Consider the following 21,800-nt stretch of genomic DNA (forward strand, 5'->3'; position numbering starts at 1 on the left):
AAACAATAGGAGACAAAAAAATGCAAGACGAACTCAAACAAGTTATCTCTCAAGCTCTCGACACCAACACCGAGTTCAACACGGAATCAACTGCACCAAAGACCGAAGGCGAATTATCCGATGAAGCCCTCGAAGAAGTTGCAGGTGGCATATGTCTGGGTTGGACTCATCTAAAACCAAAACCTTGCAGGGGTTGGAGTTTTGTTTATAACGCTAACAAATCCGTCTAAGACTTATACCAATTACTGTCAGTAGATCGCAAAGTTTTTAGAAGTGTTACTACATGAAGATTTTAGTAGGACGCTCTTGTATTGAGAAAACACATTCTCATCAGTATTTCGGCCAAGGTCACGACCTTCACTTTCACAAGGCGATTTCTATTAAACAAATGCTCTTTACCTATCAGAGTGACAATGGCTGAAACCCTTATTTCTACATTGATTTACCCAAGTTTGCGAGCTACTGACTTTCACTCGCTCAACAAATTAAAAAATAGGAGACAAAAAAATGCAAGACGAACTCAATCAAGCCATCTCTCAAGCTCTCGATACCAACACCGAGTTCAACACGGAATCAACTGCACCCAAGACCGAAGGCGAATTATCTGATGAAGCTCTCGAAGAAGTTGCAGGTGGCGTATGTCTGGGTTGGAGTTTCGTAAAAGCTTGCGTTGCTTGGAGTTTTGCCCGGAACGCCAACAAATCCGTCTAAGCTAAACTGAACTTTTTGGTAATTACGTCCAGTGACAAATTGTTATAACCCAGTGAACTTTTATAGAGAATTCTTCTTCGTTCACTGGGTTTTGTTGCATAATTAGCACTTAAGTCTCTCATTCAATGACTGTTAATTTTTTTGATTGTCTTTCCTAAAGAATTCAAATTGAAGTTGTAGTTTTTATATTGATATTCTAGTTTCCGTATTCGTTGTCCTTTCAAGCTGTAGCTTTTATGTAGAAATTGCACGCTAAATACTCCTAAAGAAGCAGAAGGCACGATAGTACGGAAAGCTAATGGTTTAAGTGTAAGCTTAACCAGACAAAATAAGTATAAAATTTTACGTTTTACGAAAAATCTTGTGAAGGTTTGTAAACGCTATGAAAAATGTGAAACTCTTTCAAAAAACTGTTACTTCAGGGGCGATCGCAACAACTGTTGCCCTGGTAGGCTTTGTTGCCAAGGTTCAAGCAGCTACCTTCTCCTTACCAATTGAAGCCGCTGCCAAAGCCACAGGAGTCGATATTTTACGCGATCGCTATGGTTTGGATGGTACTGGAATCACCATCGGTGTAATATCTGACAGCTTTAATACTTCGCCAAACAGTTTTGACAGTTTGGGGAAGGTCGATAACTATGCCACTAATATTGCCGACGGTTACCTACCCTCAAATATTCAAGTTTTACAGGACTATTCAGATGCAGACCCTACCATTACTGAGGACGATCCTACAGATGAGGGTCGCGCTATCTTGCAGATCGTTCATGCTATAGCTCCAGGCGCTAAATTAGCGTTTTACTCGGGTGCGGGAGACGTAAATGTTATTAGTCAGGGTATTCAAGCTCTAGGGGCTGTCGGAGCCAATATTATTGTGGATGATAGAGGTTTATTCCCCCAAAGTATTCCTGATGTACCTTCAAACTTGCAGGATTTGGAGCCGCCAGACGGACCGATCAACCAAGCAATTAACGCAGTCTTCGATCGGGGAATTTCTTACTTTAGTTCCGCAGGTAATGAGTTTCCCAATTTACCAATATACGGGCACGTCAATAACCCAAATGCATTGAGTGTCGGAGCTGTGTACTATGGGAATGCACAGTTTTACACAACTCGATCTGGTCTTACTATTACGCAGGGGCAAATAGAGCCTTTCTCTTCGGAAGGGAATCCAGGATCTCTAAAACCGGATGTTGTAGCTCCGGATGGTCTACCAACTTCTTTCAACTTGACTGGAGAAGCTCGTCCTTATGACAATCCTCAATTCTTTAGCTTCTTCGGAAGTTCGGTGTCTGCTCCGTATACTGCTGCAGTCGCAGCGCTGCTACTACAGGCAAATCCGAACGCAACGCCTACTGAAATCTATAACGCTTTGAGAAATACAGCTGAAAGTCCTTTGTCCGGTTTTGATTCCAGATATGGTTATGGTTTGATTCGAGCAGATCGAGCGATCTTATCGCTGGGAGTTCAGCCTAAACCAACAACTATCCCCGAACCTTCGGCAGTTCCTGCTTTGCTGTGTGTCAGTGTTTTAATTGCTGGTGTCTTTCTGCAACGCAATCAGCAAAAGTCTAAAACCAGAACTAAGTCTAGCTTGAGTCTTGCTCTAGTTCACTCAAGCGTTGATCAACTTTCGTACAAGCTACAAGCCAACGTCTTTTTAGAAAACTACAAATAGTAAAATCCCTGATTTTGGGACGGGTTTTCTTACCCGTCCTTTATAAATGGAATTTACTACTGCTCGGTTAAGGGAAAATAGGGTGGGAAATTACTAAGTACGTATAAGCACATGAACCCGCAGAGCAGTATTGCAATAACACGGAATTTGGTTAATCTCAATGTCTAAATTTGTTATTGCCCTTATTTCAGGCTTGACTAAGTCAGAAAATCCAGTGCGAAAATTCTTACATTAATTGTCATAGTTGAGGGATAGCAAAGCTTTCAGTAGCCAGTGCTGCGTACATTTCTTGCAAGGTTGCACTTAACTTAGTGGCAGGATTTATCTTATAAGGAGATACTGTTATTAGTATTTAAACAATTTATTTGAGTTATGTATGGATATTGAAAATTTACTCACACAGTACACCTCTGGGGAAAGAAATTTTATAGGCATTAGTTTAAGGAGTGCCAATTTAATAGGGATTAACTTGAGCGGTGCTAATTTAAGCAACTCTAAGTTAAGAGATGCCGAGTTACATGGAGCTAATCTTCAACGAACTATTCTTAGAGGCATTGATTTAGAAGGTGCTAGCTTACGCTACGCAGTTCTAGATGAAGCAGATTTGAGTAATACCAATTTAACTAACTGCAATTTTCAGTACGCCAGCTTAAAAAGGGCGAATTTAATAAATTGTACAATACTTGAAAGCAGTTTAGAAGGAGCAAATCTAGAGGATGCAAATCTAGAAAATACAGTAATAATTGACACAAATCTTGAAGATACAAATCTGAAAAATACGAATTTACGTAATGCTCAAGTTGAGAATACAAGTGGCTCTCCAGAATTAATGCATGCTATTTTGTGCAACACTATTATGCCAAGCGGTAGTATTTGTAACAATAATCGTAATCCGGCGGCGATTAAGGATACTTTGTTGCTACGCTATGCACGAGGAGAAAGAGATTTTACTAATAATTTTAGTTGTGTAGAATTAAGGCTTTCTGATTTGCAAGGAGTAAATTTAAGTGATGTACAGCTTCCTGGCATAAAACTATGGAATGCTTCTTTAAAAGATGTAAATATGAGTAATGCGAACTTAAGTGGTGCTTGGTTAATTGAAATTTTTTTCCTAAATGCTAATTTAGAAGGTATCAATTTAGAAGAAAGCAAATTAAGTAGCACATCTTTTAGAGGAAGTAATTTAAAAAAAGCTAACTTAAAAGGAGCTAGATTAGATGTAGGTGAACATGGTTTTGTTTTAACAGATTTAATAAATGCTAACTTAACAGAAGCCGATTTAAGTAATGCCAATTTAGCCAGAGCAATACTGAATAAAGCAAATTTAACCAGAGCTATATTAAGAAATACAAATCTCAGTAAGACTGATTTAATACGTGCCAATTTTAGTGAAGCAGACTTAGCAGGGGCAAACTTAAGTGAAGCAATTTACTGTTCAGAAACAATTTTCCCTGAAAATGTGGATTTATCCCAAGCTATACCAATTACCTCTGGTGTAGATTTGTCTGGATATGGCAAATCTCTTTTATCTTGCAAAGATTTACACTCACTTGATTTAAGTAGAGCTAACTTAAGTGGTCTTTATTTAAATGATGTAAATTTTAGCGGTACTAACATGAGTGAATCTAATCTTAGTAATACTCGTTTAAGTCATGCAAATTTAAAAGGTACAAACTTAGCAGGTACTAACCTTACAAATGCTCGTTTAGCTGGGGCTGATTTAAGTAATGCTGACCTCAGCTACAGTATAGTAGCTAATACCGATTTCAGGGGAGCATTTTATAATTCAGCTACTATTTTTCCTAATGGTATTGATTTATCAAAAGCTATATATCTTGTAGCAGGTGCAAATCTATCTCATATCTTTTTTAGTAAAATTAATTTACGTGAAGTTGATTTATCTAATACAAACTTAAGTAATTCTATTTTGAAATATATTGATTTAAGTTATGCCGATCTCAGCAACGCTAATCTCACTAATACTAACTTTGAAGGTGCAATTTTAGAAGGTGCAAATTTGTCAGGAGCAATATTTCATAAAACTATCATGCCTAATGGTAGTGTTAGGAATAGCTATTAATAAATAAATTTCTATTAATAATAAGAAATTTTGAGATATTCCTTATGTGGAAGCCCCTGACTTCAATCTTTGCGTATCTTCTGGTTGCGCCAAACTTGAGGGGTAGTTCCAAAGCTGATACGAAATTGACGAAAGAAACACCCTACATATTGATAACCCACTGCTTCCGCAATCTGTTCTACTGACTGCTTGGTTTCCAAAAGCAATGAGCATGCCTTTGTCATTCGGTGCTCTACGATCCATTGATGTACCGTCTTTCCTGTTTGGCGTCGCATTAAGTCAGTTAAGTATGCTGGGGAATAACCCACGGCTTGGGCTACGTCACTTAAGCTTATAGCTTGGTGATAATTGGCTTCGATAAAGTCAAAAACCTCCTTCAACTGAGGGCTAGCAGGAGAGGATGACTGGGAGTCGGCTGATGGAGCGGTATTAGCAGGAGGTGGTGTGACTTGTGGTGATTGAGTCTCGTACCACTCCTTAATAGTTGCTTGTTTTTTCAGTCGGGTAGCGATCGCTTCTAATAATTCCTCTGCTGTAGTAGGCTTGGTGAGATAGTCATCAGCACCAAGCGTCATGCCTTGACGCACCTCAGCCTTTGTACTCTTGGCACTAAGAAAAATAAAGGGAATCCTTGCTGTTCCCGTGTTTTGGCGTAATGAGGTGAGGACACCATAACCATCTAATTCTGGCATGGAAACGTCACAAATAATGAGGTCGGGCAAGTTTTCTTGTGCTTTCTGAACGCCTATCAGACCGTTTTCTGCACTGATAGTATCAAACCCTTCTGCTTCGAGGCATTCAAGAAATATATTTCGACTTTCTACTTCATCTTCAATTACTAAAACTTTTGTCATAGTTTGTATATTTTGGATTTTCGATTATAGATTGACAAAGTCCTGCTTGGACTTAATTTCGCTCAATTATTTGTTGCCTTCTTTTCTCAAGTTGGTATTACCTCACTGTGTAGGTATTAGTGACACATTTGGCATGGCAATGCGATCGTAAACGTAGTACCAACACCCACTTCACTCTCTATAATGATTTCCCCACCATGTATATCCACAAATTTTTTGACAATTGCTAAACCCAATCCAGTACCCGGTTTATCACCGACATTTCCACCACGATGAAATGGCTCAAACAGCCGTTGTCGATCTGCTTTTGGAATGCCAATTCCCCTATCTTTTATCGTAAAAATAACTTCTTCATCTAGATAGGAGAGTATCATATCAACTGTACTACCATTGGGGGAATATTTAATCGCGTTCGATAATAAATTCGTAAGAACAGGCTGCAATAATTTTTTATCTATACAAACTGCTTTGCTATCACCTTGTATCACAAAATTAATTGCGTTCTGAGAGTTTTCACTCAAATTCATTTGAGTTAATATATCATGGCAGAATGAGATCAAATTAACCGATGTAGGCTCAAACTCTAGCTTTCCTGCTTCTGCTCTCTCGATCGTTAGAAGTTCGTCCATCAGTTGACCGAGCTGTTCGACTGTTGTTTGAAGACGCTGGAAATACTGTAGTGTTTTCTCCTCACTCCAATTGTGATGGTGACGTTTAAGTAAACTAGTGGAGAAGGAGATAACGTTCAGTGAAGAACGGAATTCATGGCAAATCATAGAAACTAATGGCTCTTTCTTTGTCAATGCAAGAGACTTTTCTAGTTCCGCCTCCGCCCGCAAACGTAAAGCTTTCTCATGACATAATTGCTCGTTCATATAACTTAATTTAGCAAGAAGCTTTCGCACTTTTTGTTCTGGTGCTTCTTGTGCCCTTTGTAAAGTCAAGAAAGGCTGTTGGCATTTGTTGATATCGCGAACAAACATAATCTAGTTTTGATAAAAATACTTTTCAATCACTTTATACTTCTATCCTAAATTGTTAACTACTAATAATCATCTGAAAAATGTCTTAATTTCTACTTCAACAAATAGATAAATTCACCCTGACTAAAGTTTGCCAATAAGTAGATCTTCTTAAAACTTTCGTCAATGTTTGTCCTAACTTTCATTCCAGCTTACAGAATTAGCATAAATGGCAAGCTGCGAGCGGTTCTTCAAGTTCAAACGGTTAAAAAGATTGGTAACGTAAGTCTTCACCGTACCTTCGGAGATAATAAGCTGCTGAGCAATTTCGCGATTGGTAGCACCCCTACCAATTAAGCGCAACACATCTCGTTCCCTAGCAGTTAACTCAGCCAAAACTGTTGGAGTTGTCTCGCTACGCCTCGATGCTGAATCCGCAGCTTGAGTGACCAACTTTTCCAGCAGTCCGGGAGCTAATTGTGAGTAACCGCGATGGACAAACCGAATTGACTCTGCCAATTCTTCAGATAACATATCTTTGAGCAAATAACCCTTTGCTCCAGCCCGTATCGACTCGGTAATGTATTCATCATCATCAAAGGTACTGAGAACAATGACTTTAACTTTTGGAAAGTGTTGGACGATCGAGCGAGTAGCTTCCTTACCATCCATAATCGGCATCCGCACATCCATCAAAACCACATCTGGTTGCAGTGCTTCTACTAGCTCGATCGCGGTTTTTCCGTTGTCAGCCGTACCAACAATCTGCAAATCGGGTTCTAAGCTAAGCATAGCTTTAATACCGTCACGCACTAAACTTTGGTCATCTACCAGTAACAGACGAATCATCTAATTCACCTCAAGTCAAACTCATGTATGGATATTCTGCTGCGTAGTATTTGGAGGCGAATCTACCATTAGGTTCACAGCGCTGCAGAATCTGAAGGAATCTAAGGGAATCCAATCGACTTAGAGACCCATCCGTCGTTGAAATTCGCCAGCCACTTGAGCATCGGGAATTTTTGCTGCTATTGTTTCTACCAATTCCGCTCGCGAAATTCCAGGCAAAGACTCAAGCGTTTCCTCAATAAGCAATGGAGCGATCGGTCCTACTAAATCTATTAGTTGTTGCTCGCATTGGTACAAAAAATTCTTATTAATGCTTTGATAGGTCAAGTCAAGGTCATATTCTCTAGAGACTGGATTAGACAGAAATGCAACTTGCTCCTCAAATTCAGTTTCCCGAACGGCAGGAATGTAAGATAAAATTTCTTGCTCTGTTTCAATGTTAGGAAAACTGCTTAATGCTTGTCGAAATTCGACAGCTAGTTGAGCATCAGGAATTTTTGTTGCTATGGCTTCTACCAATTCCGAGGCAGAAATTCCAGGTGAAGACTGAAGCGTTTCCTGAATCAACACCGGAGCAAACGGTCCTATCAAATCAATCAGTTGTTCCTCGCACTGACGAATAAAACTCTCATTGATGGTTTGAAAACTGAGATCGGAAAAGTGCTCTTGAGTTGTTTCATCTACGCTAGGGTTTGAGTCAAACAGAAACGACAACTGCTGCTCGAATTCAGTTCGTTGTGAAGCACAAATGTAAAGCAATAGTTCTGCAACAAGTTCTTGACAGGTCGTCGTTTGTTCTACGACTTCTTGCAATAGCATTGGGGCAATTGTGATTCCAATGTATTCTGCCAAAATGTTTTCCAACTGCAACAATTGCTCGTTAGAAAGAACCAAACGCTCTCTTAGGTCTGCTACTTCTGAGGTAGAGACACTAGCAGCAAAATCTCGCCACTCTTGTGCCATAGCTTGCTCTTGTAACGGCTGCTCAACCGCAATTTTGACACCCAATTCTTGCTCCGTTTCAACGTTAAGTTGAAGAAGAGGTAACTTAGAATTCTTAGAGAAATTAGGGTAAAGCGTCAAGGGTAAAGAGGAAGGGGAAGGTGTTTCCTTTCCTTTGGCTCCCTGCTCTTTTCCCCAGTCTCTTGAAATTATTTCCTCTGGGCTGGGGGATGAGTCAAAAAGAAACGACAAGCGCTGCTCAAACTCGGTTCGTTGCTGCTCGGGAATATAAAACAGTAGTTTTGTAACAAGTTCTTGACGATTTTGTGTTTGTTCTGTTAGTTTCTGCAGCAAGGTTGTGGCAATAGAGCCAACGTATTCGGTTAAAATCTCTTCTAACTGAATTGAGAGATCGCGACTGAGAACCAAGGGCTTTACAGGCTTGACTATAGTTATGGTGGCGTCACTAGCAGCAAAATCTAGTGAGTTCTGCGTGAGAATCTGCTGCTGTAAGGGCAAATCGACTGTTATTTGGCTGCGCTTTCTTGGCTTCGCTTCAAACTTTTGTAACGATTGTTTGTCAGCAAGAACCAAATGCTTTAGGTAATCTGCAACTTTTAAGGGAGAAACATCAACGCCAAAATCTAGAGACTTCTGTACTGGAGGCTGCTGTTGTAAGGGTAACTCAGCCCTAATCTGACAGCCCTTCCCCGGCTCTGTATAAATGTCTATTTGACCTCCCAATGCTGCTACTCGTTCTGCCATCCCCTGAAGTCCGAATCCCTTTGATAGGGTATCCTGTTTAAATCCTTTGCCGTTGTCAGCAACTACAAGCCGCACTCCATACGAAGTGGGGTGAATCTTAATTTGTACTGCTGTTGCTGCTGCGTGCTTGCGAATATTAGTTAGAGATTCTTGCACAACTCGGTAGAGTGTAGTACTTACCTCAGGAGGCAAAATAGCAGACAGAGTTATACAAGTCGAAATTGATACGTCGCTAACTTGCCGAAAATCTTCTACTAAAGATTCAATCAGTGGTTCTAGAGACTGGTGAGACTGGTCCGCCTTTGCTGTTGCTCGTAAAGAACAGACAGATTGCCGCACCTCCTTCATAGCGGTTGTGCCAAGCCGTTGAGCCTGTATGAGAAAACATTCAGCCTTAGCAGGGTCAAGCTTCCAAAGCTTGAGAGCAGTTTGCAACTGAATATTGAGCGCTGTCAGCGCGTGTCCCAACGAATCATGCAGGTCGCGGGCGATACGTTGACGCTCCTTAACTCTGGCAATGTCTTCAATTTGAAATGCACAATGATGTAGTTGCTCGTAAACTGAGGTAAGTTCTTCCCAACCCATGCGATCGCCCCCCTCGCAATTAAAACTGCGATACTTACAATCATGCCACGCTGCAACTAGCTAAAAATCTTTCCGGATGTACAAGTTTACTTCTCGTTGGTGAGTCTTAATTCCAGATTTTTTTATGAAAAAAATGAATTAAATTTTTAAATCCTAACAACCAATGCTTGCTGAAAATTACAGAAAATTACTGAGTTTTTTTCTGGTACAGTTAGTCGGAGTGATTATTATTTTTATGTAAATTTTTATAGTCCCGTTGTGTATCATATATTAAAACGCAATTTGGTAAAATATTTAGTAGAAGGTAACAGTCTAAAAAATGAGCTTTAAAGAACAATCGACCTTAAAAACATGGGTTTCTGTCATTTTGGTGTCATTTATTTGACAAATACTTGTGTGTAGAGAACAGGAGTCAATAAAACAGAAGGTAACAATAGCATTCTACGTCTTGACCCTGGCAGGTTAAACTAGGTCTGGTAACGCAGGCTCCATTGAACTATGAGGCTTTTATGGCAGCAAATCTGCAGCAAATCGCCAAGTATTTAGACAACCTTGGTTGGGAATATCGTATTGATGAAGAAGATGACCGTATTATTACAGGAGTAGAAAGTGATAACTTAGAGGATTTTCTCATTGTTGTTCAACTGGATGAAGAAGGAAGGTTCTTCCGTCTCTTTGCGCCCCAAGTGCTATCGGGTATCCAAGAACATCCTTACAAAGCTGCGATACTGCAAACAATGCTTTCCATTTCCTGGGAAACGAAAATGTTGCAATGGGAGTACGACCCATCAGACGGTGAAATTCGTGCTATTATTGAGTTTCCACTAGAAGACTCAATTCTGACAGAAAAGCAATTTAACCGTTGTTTGCACGGGTTAATTCAGCTTGTAGATACGGTGGCAGTGCCCCGACTGACAGAAGTTATGGAAACAGGTCAAGATCCGGGGAATGTGGAACTTGGAGAGAGAATTTTATTGAGCATTCAAGAACAAGCTCCAGGATTGCTAGACGTTTTGGAAAAGGCAATGGAAGCCCGAAAAAGGCGTGGGAGTTTTCCGAACGACTGAGCCGTTTTGCTGGTGAAATCGCTATACTCCAAAGTGATACTCTCTATATACTGAAGTTTTCACCCTTCTGAATAATATGACATCTTATGCAACCTCTAGTGCTAGAGCAGAAATGAGCGAACTCAGGCGGTTAAAAGGCTTATTACCGCCAGAATTACAAAGCTGGGTTACGGTTGAAGGTACGACTGAGGTGAATCCACCCCTGATTCGTTCTGAAGAAATTGGTAAAGACCAGGTAGAAATTCAAATTGACTTGGCTAAATGGGATGCACTGGCAATGGATCAGCGCAACTTGTTATTCTGGCATGAAGTCGCTCGCATTCAAAATGATACTATTCCTAAAGACGGTTGGGAAATGGCAGCCCTTGCAATTGGTTTGGGTGGTGCTGTTGGCGAACTGTGGGTTCAAGATGGGTTGCTGCTAGTACTGGCTTTGGCTTTGTGCGGAGTCTCAGGCTGGCGGCTGTACCAAAAAAACAATGGTGAGAAGCAATTAAAAGAATTAGTAGAAGCTGATGAGAAGGCTATAGCCCTAGCAACTCGTTTTGGCTATACTCTTCCCAACGCTTACAAAAGCTTGGGGAGTGCTTTAAAAACTTTAATTGATACAACTCCTAGCAAACGGCAACGGTCTAAATTTGAAGCAAGGCTTTCCTCTCTCAAGCGGAGTGCGAATAAAGCAAAGGCAAAATCTAAAAATTTAGAAGAGGGAGCATTTTAAGAGTGATCCTATCTCCTTACGGGGATGCTACGCAATGCCGCAGGCTATATGGTTTTGCCAGTTTCCTGGGGCGGGAAATCCGCCTGCAGGACTGGACCGATCGGCGATCGCTCATGTGTTGCTGATTGCCGATCGCTTTAATAATTATTTACGTTGCTTGAGTAATAAACTACTTATACCACCCAGTAATAACAGCCCAATAGTTGCTGTAGGCTCGGGTACTTTTTGGGATGGAATAAATTTGCCTAACTCAGAAGCACTTACCTTAAATGAATAAAGGTATGCGGGAATTAGAGAACTGCCATCTGGACAGCCACTGTCAATTGCGACTTGAGTACCGTTAGTACAAACATCGAATTGAACATCGTCATCATTTTGGGTAACGCTAAAGTCATTATCAGTTCCCAATAAGAGTGCATAAGAACCATCACTGAGTTTGGGACCGATCGCCAGACCCTCAAACTTTTCTGGTATTGTTTGTCCTGCTGTCTTCAAAGACTCAGCAATGTCTAAGAATAAGGTTTTACCAACCGCTTTAACCCCTGTAGGTAAAGTGTTAGTTCCTACTAAGCTAATATTGCTTACATCTGTTGCGTCAGTTAAGTCAATTTTGTAGACACGTTTGCTAGCAACAGGTGCTGTTCCCAATGGATCGTCTACTCCAATCCCGCGATTATCTCTTTCTAGCACTAAGAATTCTTTATCGTTCAAGGCTGAAATAGCACTGATACCAATATTACGCCCTTGGGAGTTGTCTCCAAAATCATCTTTTGTTCCAGGAATGCGATCGTTAATACTAGTGAGACTTTCAAGCTGATAAATATACTGAGCAGTATTTTGTCCTGTTGCTGTGTCAAATTCTACCAACCTTAGGTTGCGGCTGCGTCTTCCATCTGGTGAACCTTCATTAACTAAAGGATCTTGCAGCAAAGCATACAGTTTTTTTGCATCTGGGCTAAGAGTTAATCCTTCAAATCCTCTGTTGTCTTGGCGACCGTTGGTAATGGTGGGACGCCCATCAACAAAGTTTAAATCACCATTAGTTTCTTTAGGCAGGAGATTTTGTGGTGTTGCAAATGCTCTTACAAAAGAACCATCTGGTTTAAATTCATAGACGGATGGACCGTATTCGTCAGAAATGTAGAAATTCCCATTGGGTGCAATGGCAAACCCCTCAGGATCGAGACTGAGCCCTAAATTGCTTGGATTGCCATTGAGTTTTTCTGGATTCAAACCGTTAAAATTTTGACCATCTTTGGTAAATAAGATGGTCTCTAGTACCTTAAAGTTGGAAATGGCTCCAGTCTTAGGGTCTACATCTAAAGTCAATTTTTGTACTCGTGTTTGGTAGGAGATGACTCCACCTCCAGGACCGCGATCGCCTAATGCATAGTACACGTTGTTATAGCGATCGTAGTAGAGATCGGAGAAATATCCCAAACGATTAATATTGGCACTGCTTCCTGGAAATGGGTATAAATCTGTACCTTCAGCGGGGAGCACAAGAGTGTTAGCCAGGGAAATACCGCGTGCTGATGAGGCAAACCCTGCGATACTCAAGCTAGACATGATAAACGAACACCCGATCGCACAAAGTATGTGTTTTATGTAAATCATGGTCAAGGATTAGGAAATTGATTTTTTTAGCATCCGACCTCCCTATTAAGAACAGGTTAAATATTGAATATGTAATCTTTACTACTTCAAAACTTCACGTAATAGAGTTTTACTTGATAATATCTTTATAAATTAGCGAGTCGTTAGTGGTTCTTATTACTACTAACTATTAACTATTCACATAAATTAGTTAATAGTTAGTGGTTCTTATTACTACTAACCACTAACCATTTACTTAAAGCTGATTCAGCATTTTGTGAGTTTGAGGTATCACCCGCACCTGCTTAACCAATCGCTTCATCAAAGCTTGCCAAGTTAAAACTTGCTCTGGAAAAGGCGCAAGTTGAGGTTTATCTGTCAGATTCAGCGAGGTATCTAGAGGAGTAACGGGCTGTAAAAAGACTGGGATCGATGGATCGACAGACGCCACCAATTCCGCCGAACGTTCCAATTCTGAAGGGTCAGTTGTTTGAGAAACAATGAGCTTGACAAAGAGTTCAACTTTTGCAGTATGACAGAGTTGGAGAAACTCTGCGTGTTCTTGCCAGTGACTTTCACCACTAGTACTGGGTAATTTGAAATCCATCCCTACTGAATCTAAATAAGGTAATATTGCCGCTAGTTGTTTTGGACGGTGTCCGCCAGTTTCCAAGTATATTGGCAAACCCGTAACAGAGCGCACTTGAGGTAAGAATTCTAGCAAGAATGATGCGTGCAGAAGAGGTTCGCCTCCTGTTAGGCTGATAGTATCATGTACGAAAGGCAAATTCTGCCACTCGACCCACTGAAGTAACGCAGGTAGTGTAACGGGGTTAGAGTAAGTTTCAAAGTCACGCAATCCAGGGGTCCGTTCTATCCTACAGGTGGCGGGTGCATGCCAAGTATGAGCGCTATCACAAAAGTGACAGCGCAAGTCACACAAAGCAAAGCGAATAAAGATCTGACGTGTTCCTACATTCAGTCCTTCCCCTTGTATGGCGGAAAAAATTTCTATCAGGCGTGCGGTAGGTGTAACAGTAGTTTTAGCAGTCATGTGATGTTAGCAACGCGTATGCGCCTTCGTTGGCACAAGAACAGGAATGTGTATGTTTCATGAAAGAAGTATGAAGTATAAGGCGTGAAGTATGAATTTAAGACAAAAGTCAAGAATAACGAAGTGGAAATTGAAGTATAAAGTAATTCATACCTCGTTTTTTTATCCTTTATGCTTGTATCATCCTTTGTTTTTCAAACTTCAGACTTTCAGTAACTTCTTGTTCTATTTTGAATCGTTCCTAACGATCGCTCCTCTCAATCAACTTCCTAGTGACTAGTTATTTTTACCACTGATAGTTTATCAGTAGTGACTATTTGCTAGAACACAATTTGTTTGGCAAATTATATAGACATGGCAATGAAAGTGCAGGGCTTAATGACTGGCCAACCCAAAGAGGTGAATTTTCCTATAATGTTCTCAAATGACACGGCAATTGTGCAGGTACCCGCACGGTTAAGTGTGCTAGAGGCTGTAGCCTTTAAGCAGACCTGCCAAGAGATAACTGAGCGAACCCCCAGTCCGATGGAAATCATCATTGATTTTCATCAAACTATTTTCATGGATAGTAGTGGTTTAGGTGCTCTAGTCAGTAACCTCAAAATAGCTCAAGAAAAAAATATTAAATTTACACTTCGTAACGTAACTCCGCAGGTCACGGCAGTACTTAATCTTACAGGGTTAGACAAAGTTTTCAATTTAGAGTCTCAAGCGGAAAGTCCATCTATCAACCGCCAATTAGAAGAGCAACTACCAGCCACCCATCCTTCTGTCCGTTCTTGGATGAAGCGGTTAACAGATATTGTGGGTTCGTTAATTGGTTTGTTTATCACAGGGATTTTATTGATTCCCATTGCTCTTGCAATTAGACTCGACAGTCCGGGTCCGATTTTTTTCTCTCAAACCCGTTGTGGTTGGATGGGACAGCGCTTTCAGATTTGGAAATTTCGTTCAATGTACATTGATGCTGAAGCTCGCAAAGCTGAATTAGAGAAGCAAAACCAGGTACAAGGGGCATTTTTTAAAATAGACAATGACCCGAGAGTTACTAAAGTAGGTCGTTTTTTGCGGCGTAGTAGTTTAGATGAACTGCCACAATTTTGGAACGTTCTCAAAGGAGATATGAGTTTAGTCGGAACTAGACCACCTACACCAGACGAAGTCGAGCGTTATGAAGTTCCAGAATGGCAACGTTTGGATGTCAAGCCAGGAATGACTGGAGAATGGCAAGTTAACGGTCGTTCTACTATCCGTAAATTTGAGGATGTTATTCGGATGGATTTGCAATACCAGAAAAATTGGAGCTTTATGTACGATTTGAAGCTGATTTTTAGAACAGTTATGATTTTGTTTAATAAAAACAGTGGAGCTGTTTGAGCAATAAATCAGATTGAATTCAAACCTTACGATAGAGCCTGATGCTAGAAACACGGAGGAAATTTCAGTACTTTTCTCCGTGTTTTTTTATTTGCTATACCGAGATAAAGTTGACAATTCTGGATCTCCGGCTTCTTTAAGAAGTTAGGTATCTAACTTTTCATAGTGAAACCCAGAATTTTTTCAAACCTTAGCTCTGAAATTTATGCCTTTTACGTCTTTTTCTGAGTTTTTACATCAGGACTATAACCTATAGAAATAAAATTTCTATCTAAGTATATACACTATTTCAAAAATATAAATACAAAATATTCTTAACTCTAAATTTATTACGTATGCTCAAAAATGAAGCATCAAATTTTACTTAATCTTCAACAAAAAAAACTGACATTTGAATGGTTCTGAAGCGAAAATTTTAATTAAGCACACATAACGTGCGGAAACAGGTCACAAGCAAATGTTGTCATTAATAAGACACCAGGGTTCTTCAGACTAGGAGTACAAGAATAACCAATTATGCGTATTTTAATTTACTCGTACAACTATTACCCAGAACCGATAGGCATTGCTCCCTTGATGACTGAACTCGCTGAGGGATTGGTTAAACGCGGACACCAAGTGCGTGTCGTTACCGCTATGCCTAATTACCCAGAACGTCAGATCTACAAGGACTATCGGGGCAAATGGTACCATACTGAATACAAAAATGGGGTTGAAATTCAAAGAAGTTACGTGTGGATTCGTCCGCAGCCCAATCTACTAGATCGGATGTTGCTAGATGCAAGCTACGTGTTCACAAGTTTCTTCCCAGCGCTGTTTGGTTGGCGTCCGGATGTTATTCTTTCGACTTCTCCATCTCTACCTAGTTGTTTGCCAACGGCTCTTCTTGGCGTGCTGCACAGCTGCCCTGTTGTCTTAAATCTCCAGGATATACTCCCAGAAGCTGCTGTTCACGTTGGTTTATTAAAGAATAAATGGCTTATTAGAGCCTTTGCATTACTGGAAAAATTTGCTTACGCAAGTGCTACCAAAATCAGTGTCATCGCTGACGGTTTTGTGGATAACTTGCAGGCTAAAGGTGTACCGGGAAGAAAAATCGTCCAAATTCCTAACTGGGTTGATACCAACTTTATTCGCCCCCTGTCTAAAGAAAATAACACTTTCCGCGCAAAACACAATTTAGAGGGCAAATTTGTTATTTCATATTCTGGCAATATCGCCCTCACCCAAGGTTTAGAAACTGTGGTGAAAGCAGCTGCTATGCTGCGTCATATTCCAGAGATTGCTTTTGTGATTGTTGGTGAGGAGAAAGGTTTACAGCGATTGCATAACGCTTGTCATGCATCGGGTGCAGATAATGTTTTACTACTACCTTTTCAGCCTCGCGAAACTCTGCCAGAAATGCTAGCAGCCGCTGACGTAGGTTTGGTTGTGCAAAAGAAAAATGTGATTTCCTTCAATATGCCCTCGAAGATTCAAGTTTTACTGGCTAGTGGTAGAGCATTGATTGGTTCTGTTCCCAAAAATGGTACGGCAGCAAGAGCTATTAAACAAAGTGGTGGTGGGGTGATTGTCCCTCCAGAAGACCCACAGGCTTTAGCAGACGCTATTTTAGAGTTGTATCAACATCCAGAAAAAGTTAAAACTTTGGGATACAATAGTCGGAAATTTGCTATTGACCAGTATTCTTTCGATCAAGCTTTAAGCCAGTATGAATCCCTATTTTACTCGCTGACAGACGAGAACTCAGTGATTGAGCCAAAAATCGTATCAGAACAGGAAGTTTGACACCTCTGGAGCATTCGTAACGTTGTGAATTTTGATAGCTAGACCAGGAATTGCAAATCAGATAGTACGCAACACCACAGCATCTAAACAAGTAGGGCTTAATTTTCTCTACGACAGGGTACACTCTACACAACCTTACAATCTTGATTTGCAAACGGTCGCAGCTATTGCAATAGTTGTTGCTTGCTAACTGTTAATTGCTGACAGTCAACAATCAACAACTTTTGGCGATCGCTTCCACGTGTTAAATCCACACCTAAGTGCTATCCTGGTAATGGATAGATTTTATGTGAATGATGAAGAAGTATTGCAAGCTATAGCCGATCGTACTTTGGATAGACTGGGCATGAGTCCGCATTCCTGTATTGTGTTTTTATCACACAAACTGGAATCAAGAGGCGGCAACGCTTCCGAATTGCAAGCTTTAAGAATTGCAAGCTTTAAGAATTGCAAGCCATGAAAACATCGATCGCGCTTTGTGATTGACCTGCGATTGCAATCTCAGATTTTTACTAGAAAATTCTTGCTTAATTCCTTAGCAAGTCATACAAGGCGTAATTGATTTCTTCAAGGATGGACATCGAAGGCTCTAAGGTGTAGAGCATAATGCACAGACACCTGTTTTTTTGTTAGTATTCAAAAAAACCAGGTCTCACAGTTGCAAAGTTCATTCCAATTCTTGATTGTTTGGCAGAACTTGTAAAAAAATATTACTAAAGAGATACAGCAGCTGAGGTTTAATGACTGATTCTTTTCAAACAAATTTCCCAAGGCAATCTATCACGGTGACAAACAGTTCAGCAGGAAACCCACCTATAGATGACAACGACGTGAGTGGAAAGATGGCTTGGACTATTGCCGAAGCAGGGTCTGACCGCAAAGCAGGTGATATTCTGATACTTAAGATAGGAGATGTCTCTTATTTGGCGGACTACTTCGTCGTCATGACGGGCTACTCCAGGGTACAGGTCAGGGCGATAGCGGATGCAGTGGAAGATAAATTAGAAACTGAGTGGTCAAGACGCCCCTTGCGGACAGAAGGGAAAGCAGAAGCAACGTGGGTGCTGTTAGATTACGGCGAGGTTATTGTTCATGTTATGTTTCCCAAAGAACGGGAGTTTTATAATTTGGAAGCGTTCTGGGGACACGCAGAACGTATAGAGTATATAACATCCGCAACAAAAGCACGCGAACTGGAGTAACCAGCTTTGTAAATCAGACGGTGGGAGTCAGCCAACATGATAAAGTCTTCGGTCTCAAATTGCCCAGTACCAACAGAACAACAACCGCTTAACGAGTACGAAGAATTAAAATCGTCCTGGCTATTTCGTGACTGTACCTTAAATTGGAGCGAGTATATCACTAAAATCGCGCTTATTTGGGTGTTATCGTCAATAGTAGCAGGACCAATAGCGGCGACAAGTTTTGCTCCACACAAGCATACAGCACAATTTATTCTCAGCAGTGCCGCAGGCGCAAGTGTTGGAGTCATATTAGTACTGGTGCGGTTATATTTGGGTTGGTCTTATATCCGAGACCGCCTGATGAGTCCGATTATTTTTTACGAAGAGTCGGGTTGGTACGACGGTCAAACCTGGACAAAACCACAGGAAATCGTAACACGCGATCGACTGATAGTGACCTACTCGATCAAACCCATCCTTCAGAGATTACAAATTTCATTTGCTGGCTTGGCTGTGTTGTTCGTTGCTGGTACGATAGTTTGGCACTTAGTTTAAATAGTCATTGGTCATTTGTCATTGGTCATTTGCACAAAACAAATGACCAATGACCGAGGACTGAGGACAATTGACACAATTATGGTATACTTTTACCCATGACAATGGGAAAACGAACACAAGCCACCGCACTAGAAGTTAGGTTACTGCGAGAAGGCATTATAGAGTCAAAGCACATAGTCCAAGCAGCGATCTGTGATAATCGCGGGCGGATTCTATCCGTTGCTGGTAATGCTGAAACAAGCACGTTTGTTCGTTCAGCACTGAAACCATTTCAAGCACTCGCTGTGACTAGCACAGGTACCCTAGAACGCTATGACCTCAGCGACAAAGACCTAGCGATCGTTACCAGTTCCCACAAGGGAACGATAGAGCAAGTAAGACAAGTATTTAATATTCTTTGGCGGGCTGATGTAGACCCTTCAGCACTCCAATGTCCCATTCCTGAAGGTAAACGCAGCCCCCTAGAATACAATTGTTCTGGTAAACATGCTGGAATGCTAGCTGTTTGTCAGCAGTGTAATTGGTCGCTCAATAACTATTTGCACCGCAGACACCCAGTGCAGCAATTGATTCTTAGTAAAGTATCGGAATTGCTGCGAATGCCATCCGAAGAATTTATCAGCGCCCATGACGATTGTGGTGCTCCTACCTACTTGTTACAACTTGGGCAAATGGGAGCACTATACGCTCAGCTAGCTTCTCGTAGCAGTTTAGATATGGAGCGCATCGTCCGAGCCATGACCCATCATCCAGTTATGGTAGCAGGGGAGGGAGAATTTGACACGGAATTGATGCGTGCCACACCGGGCGAACTGGTCAGTAAATCCGGTGCTGAGGGCGTACAGTGCATTGGCAGACTCGGTGAAGGCATGGGATTGGCAATTAAAGTTATTGATGGATCGAAGCGAGCAAAACACGCTGCGGCCATTCATATACTTCAGCAGTTAGGCTGGATTACTCCCAGCGTAGCGGATGTCCTGTCGGAAAAGTTTATGAACTTCGGTAAGTACAAGCGTTTAGAAGTTCTGGGAGAATTATCCTTATTGTAAGGGGTTAGGGATAAGGGTTTGGGGTGTTAGCAAAAGTGGAATTACGAGCAGTCTTTTCCCTAACCCCAGATCCTGCTCCCCAGAAAATTCCAAAATTTTTTTATTAGGACTTGTCAAATTTCTAAACCTGTTGCTATAGTAGAGAAGACAGAGCGACGCGGGATAGAGCAGCCTGGTAGCTCGTCGGGCTCATAACCCGAAGGTCAGTGGTTCAAATCCACTTCCCGCTACCAAATTAAAACGAAACCCTACAATCATCATTGTAGGGTTTCGTTTTTTGTATTTGATAATTGGTCAGATGAGCAACTTCTTGAAGAAATCGGTAATCCGACCAAACTTAAATCGTGCAAGTTGCTGAATGTAAAGAAAAATTGGTGCATTCGCCAATGGAGTTTGGAGAAGCAGGCTTGTGAGCTATTCTTAAGAAGAATCGATCCAAAGATTACGGAGAACTAGGTTTGTGAAGTTGCGGCGACCAATTTTAGTGGGAGGATTGGGACTGTCCTTTTCCCTTTGGATGTTAGACAGTTTGCAAGATTCATTGGTACAGGTGGGTGAATTTGGCTTACTGAGTCTCTTAGCAGTTGGCGGCGGTTTGTGGTTGTTTCAAAAAAACCGTCCCAAGGATAGTACCCAACTGCTAAATGGTATGCCTGTAGATAGGGAAACAGTGGAAGTTGCTATTGCAAAAACCCAATCTGTGGTTAACCAACTAACACAAGAAGCAGAAGACTCTGTAGAGAAGCGACGTATCGCTTCTCTACAACAAGAACAAGTTGCAAATCTCACGGCGGAGTTAGACAGGCAACAGATTCTAGCTACTGTCACTGGCGGTAAGTTAGTAGGTAAAACTACCTTGATTGAGGTGCTCGAGCAAAGTGTAGAGACAGGATACCGATCGTCCCTACATTTCCAAGAAACATCTCCTTTGTTTGTAGAAGCAGGCGAGAAGTCAGATGCTGATGTGTTTGTAGAAGCACAAAAATCCGATCTCGTCCTATTTCTTACAAATGGGGATTTAACAGATACTGAATTTCAAGCCTTACAGCAACTCAAGGGTGCAAATCAAAGCACAATTCTGGTTTTTAACAAACAAGACCAGTATTTGCCAGATGAACGTGTGAGCGTTTTGCAGTCCCTAAAACAACGCGTACCTTCATCTGTAGTCGCAGTTGCAGCCTCTCCTGCAACTATCAAAGTACGCAAGCATCAGGAAGATGGTTCCATACAAGAATGGCTGGAGGTACCAGCCCCAGATGTTCAGCAGTTAACCCAGCACTTGGGTGAAGTTTTGGCACAGCAAGCACAGCAACTTGTGTGGGGAACGACCATGAGAAAAGCTTTGTTGCTGAAAGCTGAAGCAAAAGATTTACTCAATGGTATCAGACGCGATCGCAGCGTACCAATTATTGAACAATATCAGTGGATAGCAGCAGCAGCTGCATTTGCCAACCCAGTTCCAGCGCTTGATGTTCTGGCAACAGCCGCGATTAATGCCCAAATGGTTGTGGATTTGGGTAAAATCTACCAGCAAAAACTTTCCTTGGAACAAGCACAAACTGTAGCGGGAACAATGGGAAGTTTGATGGTAAAACTGGGTTTAGTGGAACTTTCTTCCAAAGCAATTGGTATCGTACTTAAGAGTAATGCTGTCACCTTTGTAGCAGGTGGTTTAGTACAGGGAGTCAGTGCAGCTTACCTCACCCGATTGGCGGGATTGAGTTTAGTGGAATATTTCCAACAGCAGGAAATAGCTACAAATTCTGGAACTGCGTTAAATCTTGAGAAGTTGGGGCAAAATTTGCAAAGGGTGTTTCAGCAAAGCCAGCAAATCGGATTTTTGCAGGGCTTTGTTAAGCAAGGCGTCAAGCGTCTGTTACCAGAAGTCCCTGAAGCTGAACTAACTGCTGCTGAGACTGTTGCTTAGTGGGTAGTTTGTGCAAATTTTTACCGCTCTATTGAGCGATCGCTTAACTGTAG

Annotated in this window: 18 protein-coding genes and 1 tRNA gene; 13 read left to right on the forward strand and 6 right to left on the reverse strand. The window is 41.3% G+C overall.

Features of this window, described 5'->3' with window-relative positions; translation table 11 throughout:
• The 4 genes from AB0756_RS35010 to AB0756_RS35025 form a co-directional block, all read left to right on the forward strand.
• On the forward strand, window positions 1-230 hold a 230-nt coding region (locus AB0756_RS35010), incomplete at its 5' end, for a hypothetical protein (RefSeq protein ID WP_408104039.1).
• Window positions 231-507: 277 nt separating this feature from the next.
• Entirely contained in the window at window positions 508-711 is a 204-nt protein-coding gene (locus tag AB0756_RS35015; protein ID WP_038078782.1) for a hypothetical protein, read from the forward strand.
• A 382-nt stretch (window positions 712-1,093) separates the two neighbouring features.
• Complete coding sequence (locus AB0756_RS35020; RefSeq protein ID WP_038078784.1) at window positions 1,094-2,389, forward strand: S8 family peptidase; 1,296 nt, start codon at window positions 1,094-1,096, stop codon at window positions 2,387-2,389.
• 376 nt (window positions 2,390-2,765) lie between these two features.
• Complete coding sequence (locus AB0756_RS35025) at window positions 2,766-4,469, forward strand: pentapeptide repeat-containing protein (RefSeq protein WP_038078787.1); 1,704 nt, start codon at window positions 2,766-2,768, stop codon at window positions 4,467-4,469.
• A gap of 62 nt (window positions 4,470-4,531) precedes the next feature.
• Here the strand turns inward: AB0756_RS35025 and AB0756_RS35030 are convergent, their stop codons facing one another.
• The 4 genes from AB0756_RS35030 to AB0756_RS35045 all read right to left on the reverse strand — a co-directional run bounded on the left by AB0756_RS35030 (window position 4,532) and on the right by AB0756_RS35045 (window position 9,426).
• Window positions 4,532-5,323 carry a response regulator transcription factor gene (locus tag AB0756_RS35030; protein WP_038078790.1) on the reverse strand — a complete coding sequence of 264 codons (792 nt, stop codon included), beginning with the start codon at window positions 5,321-5,323 and terminating at the stop codon, window positions 4,532-4,534.
• 116 nt (window positions 5,324-5,439) lie between these two features.
• Window positions 5,440-6,306, reverse strand: coding sequence for a sensor histidine kinase (locus tag AB0756_RS35035; RefSeq protein WP_050045727.1), 867 nt, complete (start codon window positions 6,304-6,306; stop codon window positions 5,440-5,442).
• Window positions 6,307-6,480: 174 nt separating this feature from the next.
• Window positions 6,481-7,134 carry a response regulator gene (locus AB0756_RS35040; RefSeq protein ID WP_038078792.1) on the reverse strand — a complete coding sequence of 218 codons (654 nt, stop codon included), beginning with the start codon at window positions 7,132-7,134 and terminating at the stop codon, window positions 6,481-6,483.
• A 120-nt stretch (window positions 7,135-7,254) separates the two neighbouring features.
• Window positions 7,255-9,426: a sensor histidine kinase gene (locus AB0756_RS35045; protein ID WP_167844670.1), complete on the reverse strand. Its 2,172-nt coding sequence runs from the start codon at window positions 9,424-9,426 to the stop codon at window positions 7,255-7,257.
• Window positions 9,427-9,935: 509 nt separating this feature from the next.
• Between AB0756_RS35045 and AB0756_RS35050 the strand changes: the two genes are divergently transcribed.
• Together AB0756_RS35050 and AB0756_RS35055 are read left to right on the forward strand one after the other, a co-directional pair.
• Window positions 9,936-10,493 (forward strand): type III secretion system chaperone family protein, encoded by a 558-nt coding sequence (locus AB0756_RS35050; RefSeq protein WP_038078795.1) that lies wholly within the window; start codon window positions 9,936-9,938, stop codon window positions 10,491-10,493.
• A gap of 76 nt (window positions 10,494-10,569) precedes the next feature.
• Window positions 10,570-11,214, forward strand: a complete 645-nt coding sequence (locus tag AB0756_RS35055) for a DUF3318 domain-containing protein (protein ID WP_038078798.1) — start codon at window positions 10,570-10,572, stop codon at window positions 11,212-11,214.
• A gap of 144 nt (window positions 11,215-11,358) precedes the next feature.
• On the opposite strand, the gene AB0756_RS35060 is transcribed toward AB0756_RS35055, so the two are convergent.
• Both AB0756_RS35060 and AB0756_RS35065 read right to left on the reverse strand, forming a co-directional pair.
• On the reverse strand, window positions 11,359-12,831 hold the full coding sequence (locus AB0756_RS35060) for an esterase-like activity of phytase family protein (protein ID WP_038078801.1): 1,473 nt from the start codon (window positions 12,829-12,831) through the stop codon (window positions 11,359-11,361).
• Window positions 12,832-13,066: 235 nt separating this feature from the next.
• Entirely contained in the window at window positions 13,067-13,864 is a 798-nt protein-coding gene (locus AB0756_RS35065) for a 7-carboxy-7-deazaguanine synthase QueE (RefSeq protein ID WP_038078804.1), read from the reverse strand.
• A gap of 354 nt (window positions 13,865-14,218) precedes the next feature.
• Here AB0756_RS35065 and AB0756_RS35070 point away from each other — a divergent pair, with 354 nt between their 5' ends.
• The 7 genes from AB0756_RS35070 to AB0756_RS35100 all read left to right on the forward strand — a co-directional run bounded on the left by AB0756_RS35070 (window position 14,219) and on the right by AB0756_RS35100 (window position 21,747).
• Window positions 14,219-15,241, forward strand: coding sequence for an exopolysaccharide biosynthesis polyprenyl glycosylphosphotransferase (locus AB0756_RS35070; protein WP_137986338.1), 1,023 nt, complete (start codon window positions 14,219-14,221; stop codon window positions 15,239-15,241).
• A gap of 516 nt (window positions 15,242-15,757) precedes the next feature.
• The gene (locus AB0756_RS35075) at window positions 15,758-17,029 is read left to right on the forward strand and encodes a glycosyltransferase family 4 protein (protein ID WP_038078807.1); all 1,272 of its coding nucleotides are present in this window, start codon (window positions 15,758-15,760) and stop codon (window positions 17,027-17,029) included.
• Between the two features lie 740 nt (window positions 17,030-17,769).
• The gene (gene rsfS, locus AB0756_RS35080; protein WP_038078810.1) at window positions 17,770-18,231 is read left to right on the forward strand and encodes a ribosome silencing factor; all 462 of its coding nucleotides are present in this window, start codon (window positions 17,770-17,772) and stop codon (window positions 18,229-18,231) included.
• A gap of 36 nt (window positions 18,232-18,267) precedes the next feature.
• On the forward strand, window positions 18,268-18,768 hold the full coding sequence (locus tag AB0756_RS35085; protein WP_038078812.1) for a CGLD27 family protein: 501 nt from the start codon (window positions 18,268-18,270) through the stop codon (window positions 18,766-18,768).
• 98 nt (window positions 18,769-18,866) lie between these two features.
• Window positions 18,867-19,820 carry an asparaginase gene (locus tag AB0756_RS35090; RefSeq protein WP_038078814.1) on the forward strand — a complete coding sequence of 318 codons (954 nt, stop codon included), beginning with the start codon at window positions 18,867-18,869 and terminating at the stop codon, window positions 19,818-19,820.
• A gap of 156 nt (window positions 19,821-19,976) precedes the next feature.
• Window positions 19,977-20,053 (forward strand) — tRNA-Met (locus tag AB0756_RS35095).
• Window positions 20,054-20,280: 227 nt separating this feature from the next.
• Complete coding sequence (locus AB0756_RS35100; RefSeq protein WP_038078816.1) at window positions 20,281-21,747, forward strand: YcjF family protein; 1,467 nt, start codon at window positions 20,281-20,283, stop codon at window positions 21,745-21,747.
• The last annotated feature ends 53 nt before the right edge of the window (window positions 21,748-21,800 follow it).

The organism is Tolypothrix campylonemoides VB511288_2, assembly GCF_045999855.1.
Lineage (GTDB): Bacteria > Cyanobacteriota > Cyanobacteriia > Cyanobacteriales > Nostocaceae > Scytonema > Scytonema bouteillei_A.

What these genes read in the sequence shown, in the direction of transcription:
- AB0756_RS35015 (WP_038078782.1), top strand. Translation starts at nt 508, where the DNA reads ATGCAAGACGAACTCAATCAAGCCATCTCTCAAGCTCTCGATACCAAC.
- AB0756_RS35055 (WP_038078798.1), top strand. Translation starts at nt 10,570, where the DNA reads ATGACATCTTATGCAACCTCTAGTGCTAGAGCAGAAATGAGCGAACTC.
- AB0756_RS35035 (WP_050045727.1), bottom strand. Translation starts at nt 6,306, where the DNA reads ATGTTTGTTCGCGATATCAACAAATGCCAACAGCCTTTCTTGACTTTA.
- AB0756_RS35085 (WP_038078812.1), top strand. Translation starts at nt 18,268, where the DNA reads ATGATAAAGTCTTCGGTCTCAAATTGCCCAGTACCAACAGAACAACAA.
- AB0756_RS35040 (WP_038078792.1), bottom strand. Translation starts at nt 7,134, where the DNA reads ATGATTCGTCTGTTACTGGTAGATGACCAAAGTTTAGTGCGTGACGGT.
- AB0756_RS35050 (WP_038078795.1), top strand. Translation starts at nt 9,936, where the DNA reads ATGGCAGCAAATCTGCAGCAAATCGCCAAGTATTTAGACAACCTTGGT.
- AB0756_RS35065 (WP_038078804.1), bottom strand. Translation starts at nt 13,864, where the DNA reads ATGACTGCTAAAACTACTGTTACACCTACCGCACGCCTGATAGAAATT.
- AB0756_RS35020 (WP_038078784.1), top strand. Translation starts at nt 1,094, where the DNA reads ATGAAAAATGTGAAACTCTTTCAAAAAACTGTTACTTCAGGGGCGATC.
- rsfS (WP_038078810.1), top strand. Translation starts at nt 17,770, where the DNA reads ATGACTGATTCTTTTCAAACAAATTTCCCAAGGCAATCTATCACGGTG.
- AB0756_RS35030 (WP_038078790.1), bottom strand. Translation starts at nt 5,323, where the DNA reads ATGACAAAAGTTTTAGTAATTGAAGATGAAGTAGAAAGTCGAAATATA.
- AB0756_RS35075 (WP_038078807.1), top strand. Translation starts at nt 15,758, where the DNA reads ATGCGTATTTTAATTTACTCGTACAACTATTACCCAGAACCGATAGGC.
- AB0756_RS35045 (WP_167844670.1), bottom strand. Translation starts at nt 9,426, where the DNA reads ATGGGTTGGGAAGAACTTACCTCAGTTTACGAGCAACTACATCATTGT.
- AB0756_RS35070 (WP_137986338.1), top strand. Translation starts at nt 14,219, where the DNA reads ATGGCAATGAAAGTGCAGGGCTTAATGACTGGCCAACCCAAAGAGGTG.
- AB0756_RS35025 (WP_038078787.1), top strand. Translation starts at nt 2,766, where the DNA reads ATGGATATTGAAAATTTACTCACACAGTACACCTCTGGGGAAAGAAAT.
- AB0756_RS35060 (WP_038078801.1), bottom strand. Translation starts at nt 12,831, where the DNA reads ATGATTTACATAAAACACATACTTTGTGCGATCGGGTGTTCGTTTATC.
- AB0756_RS35090 (WP_038078814.1), top strand. Translation starts at nt 18,867, where the DNA reads ATGACAATGGGAAAACGAACACAAGCCACCGCACTAGAAGTTAGGTTA.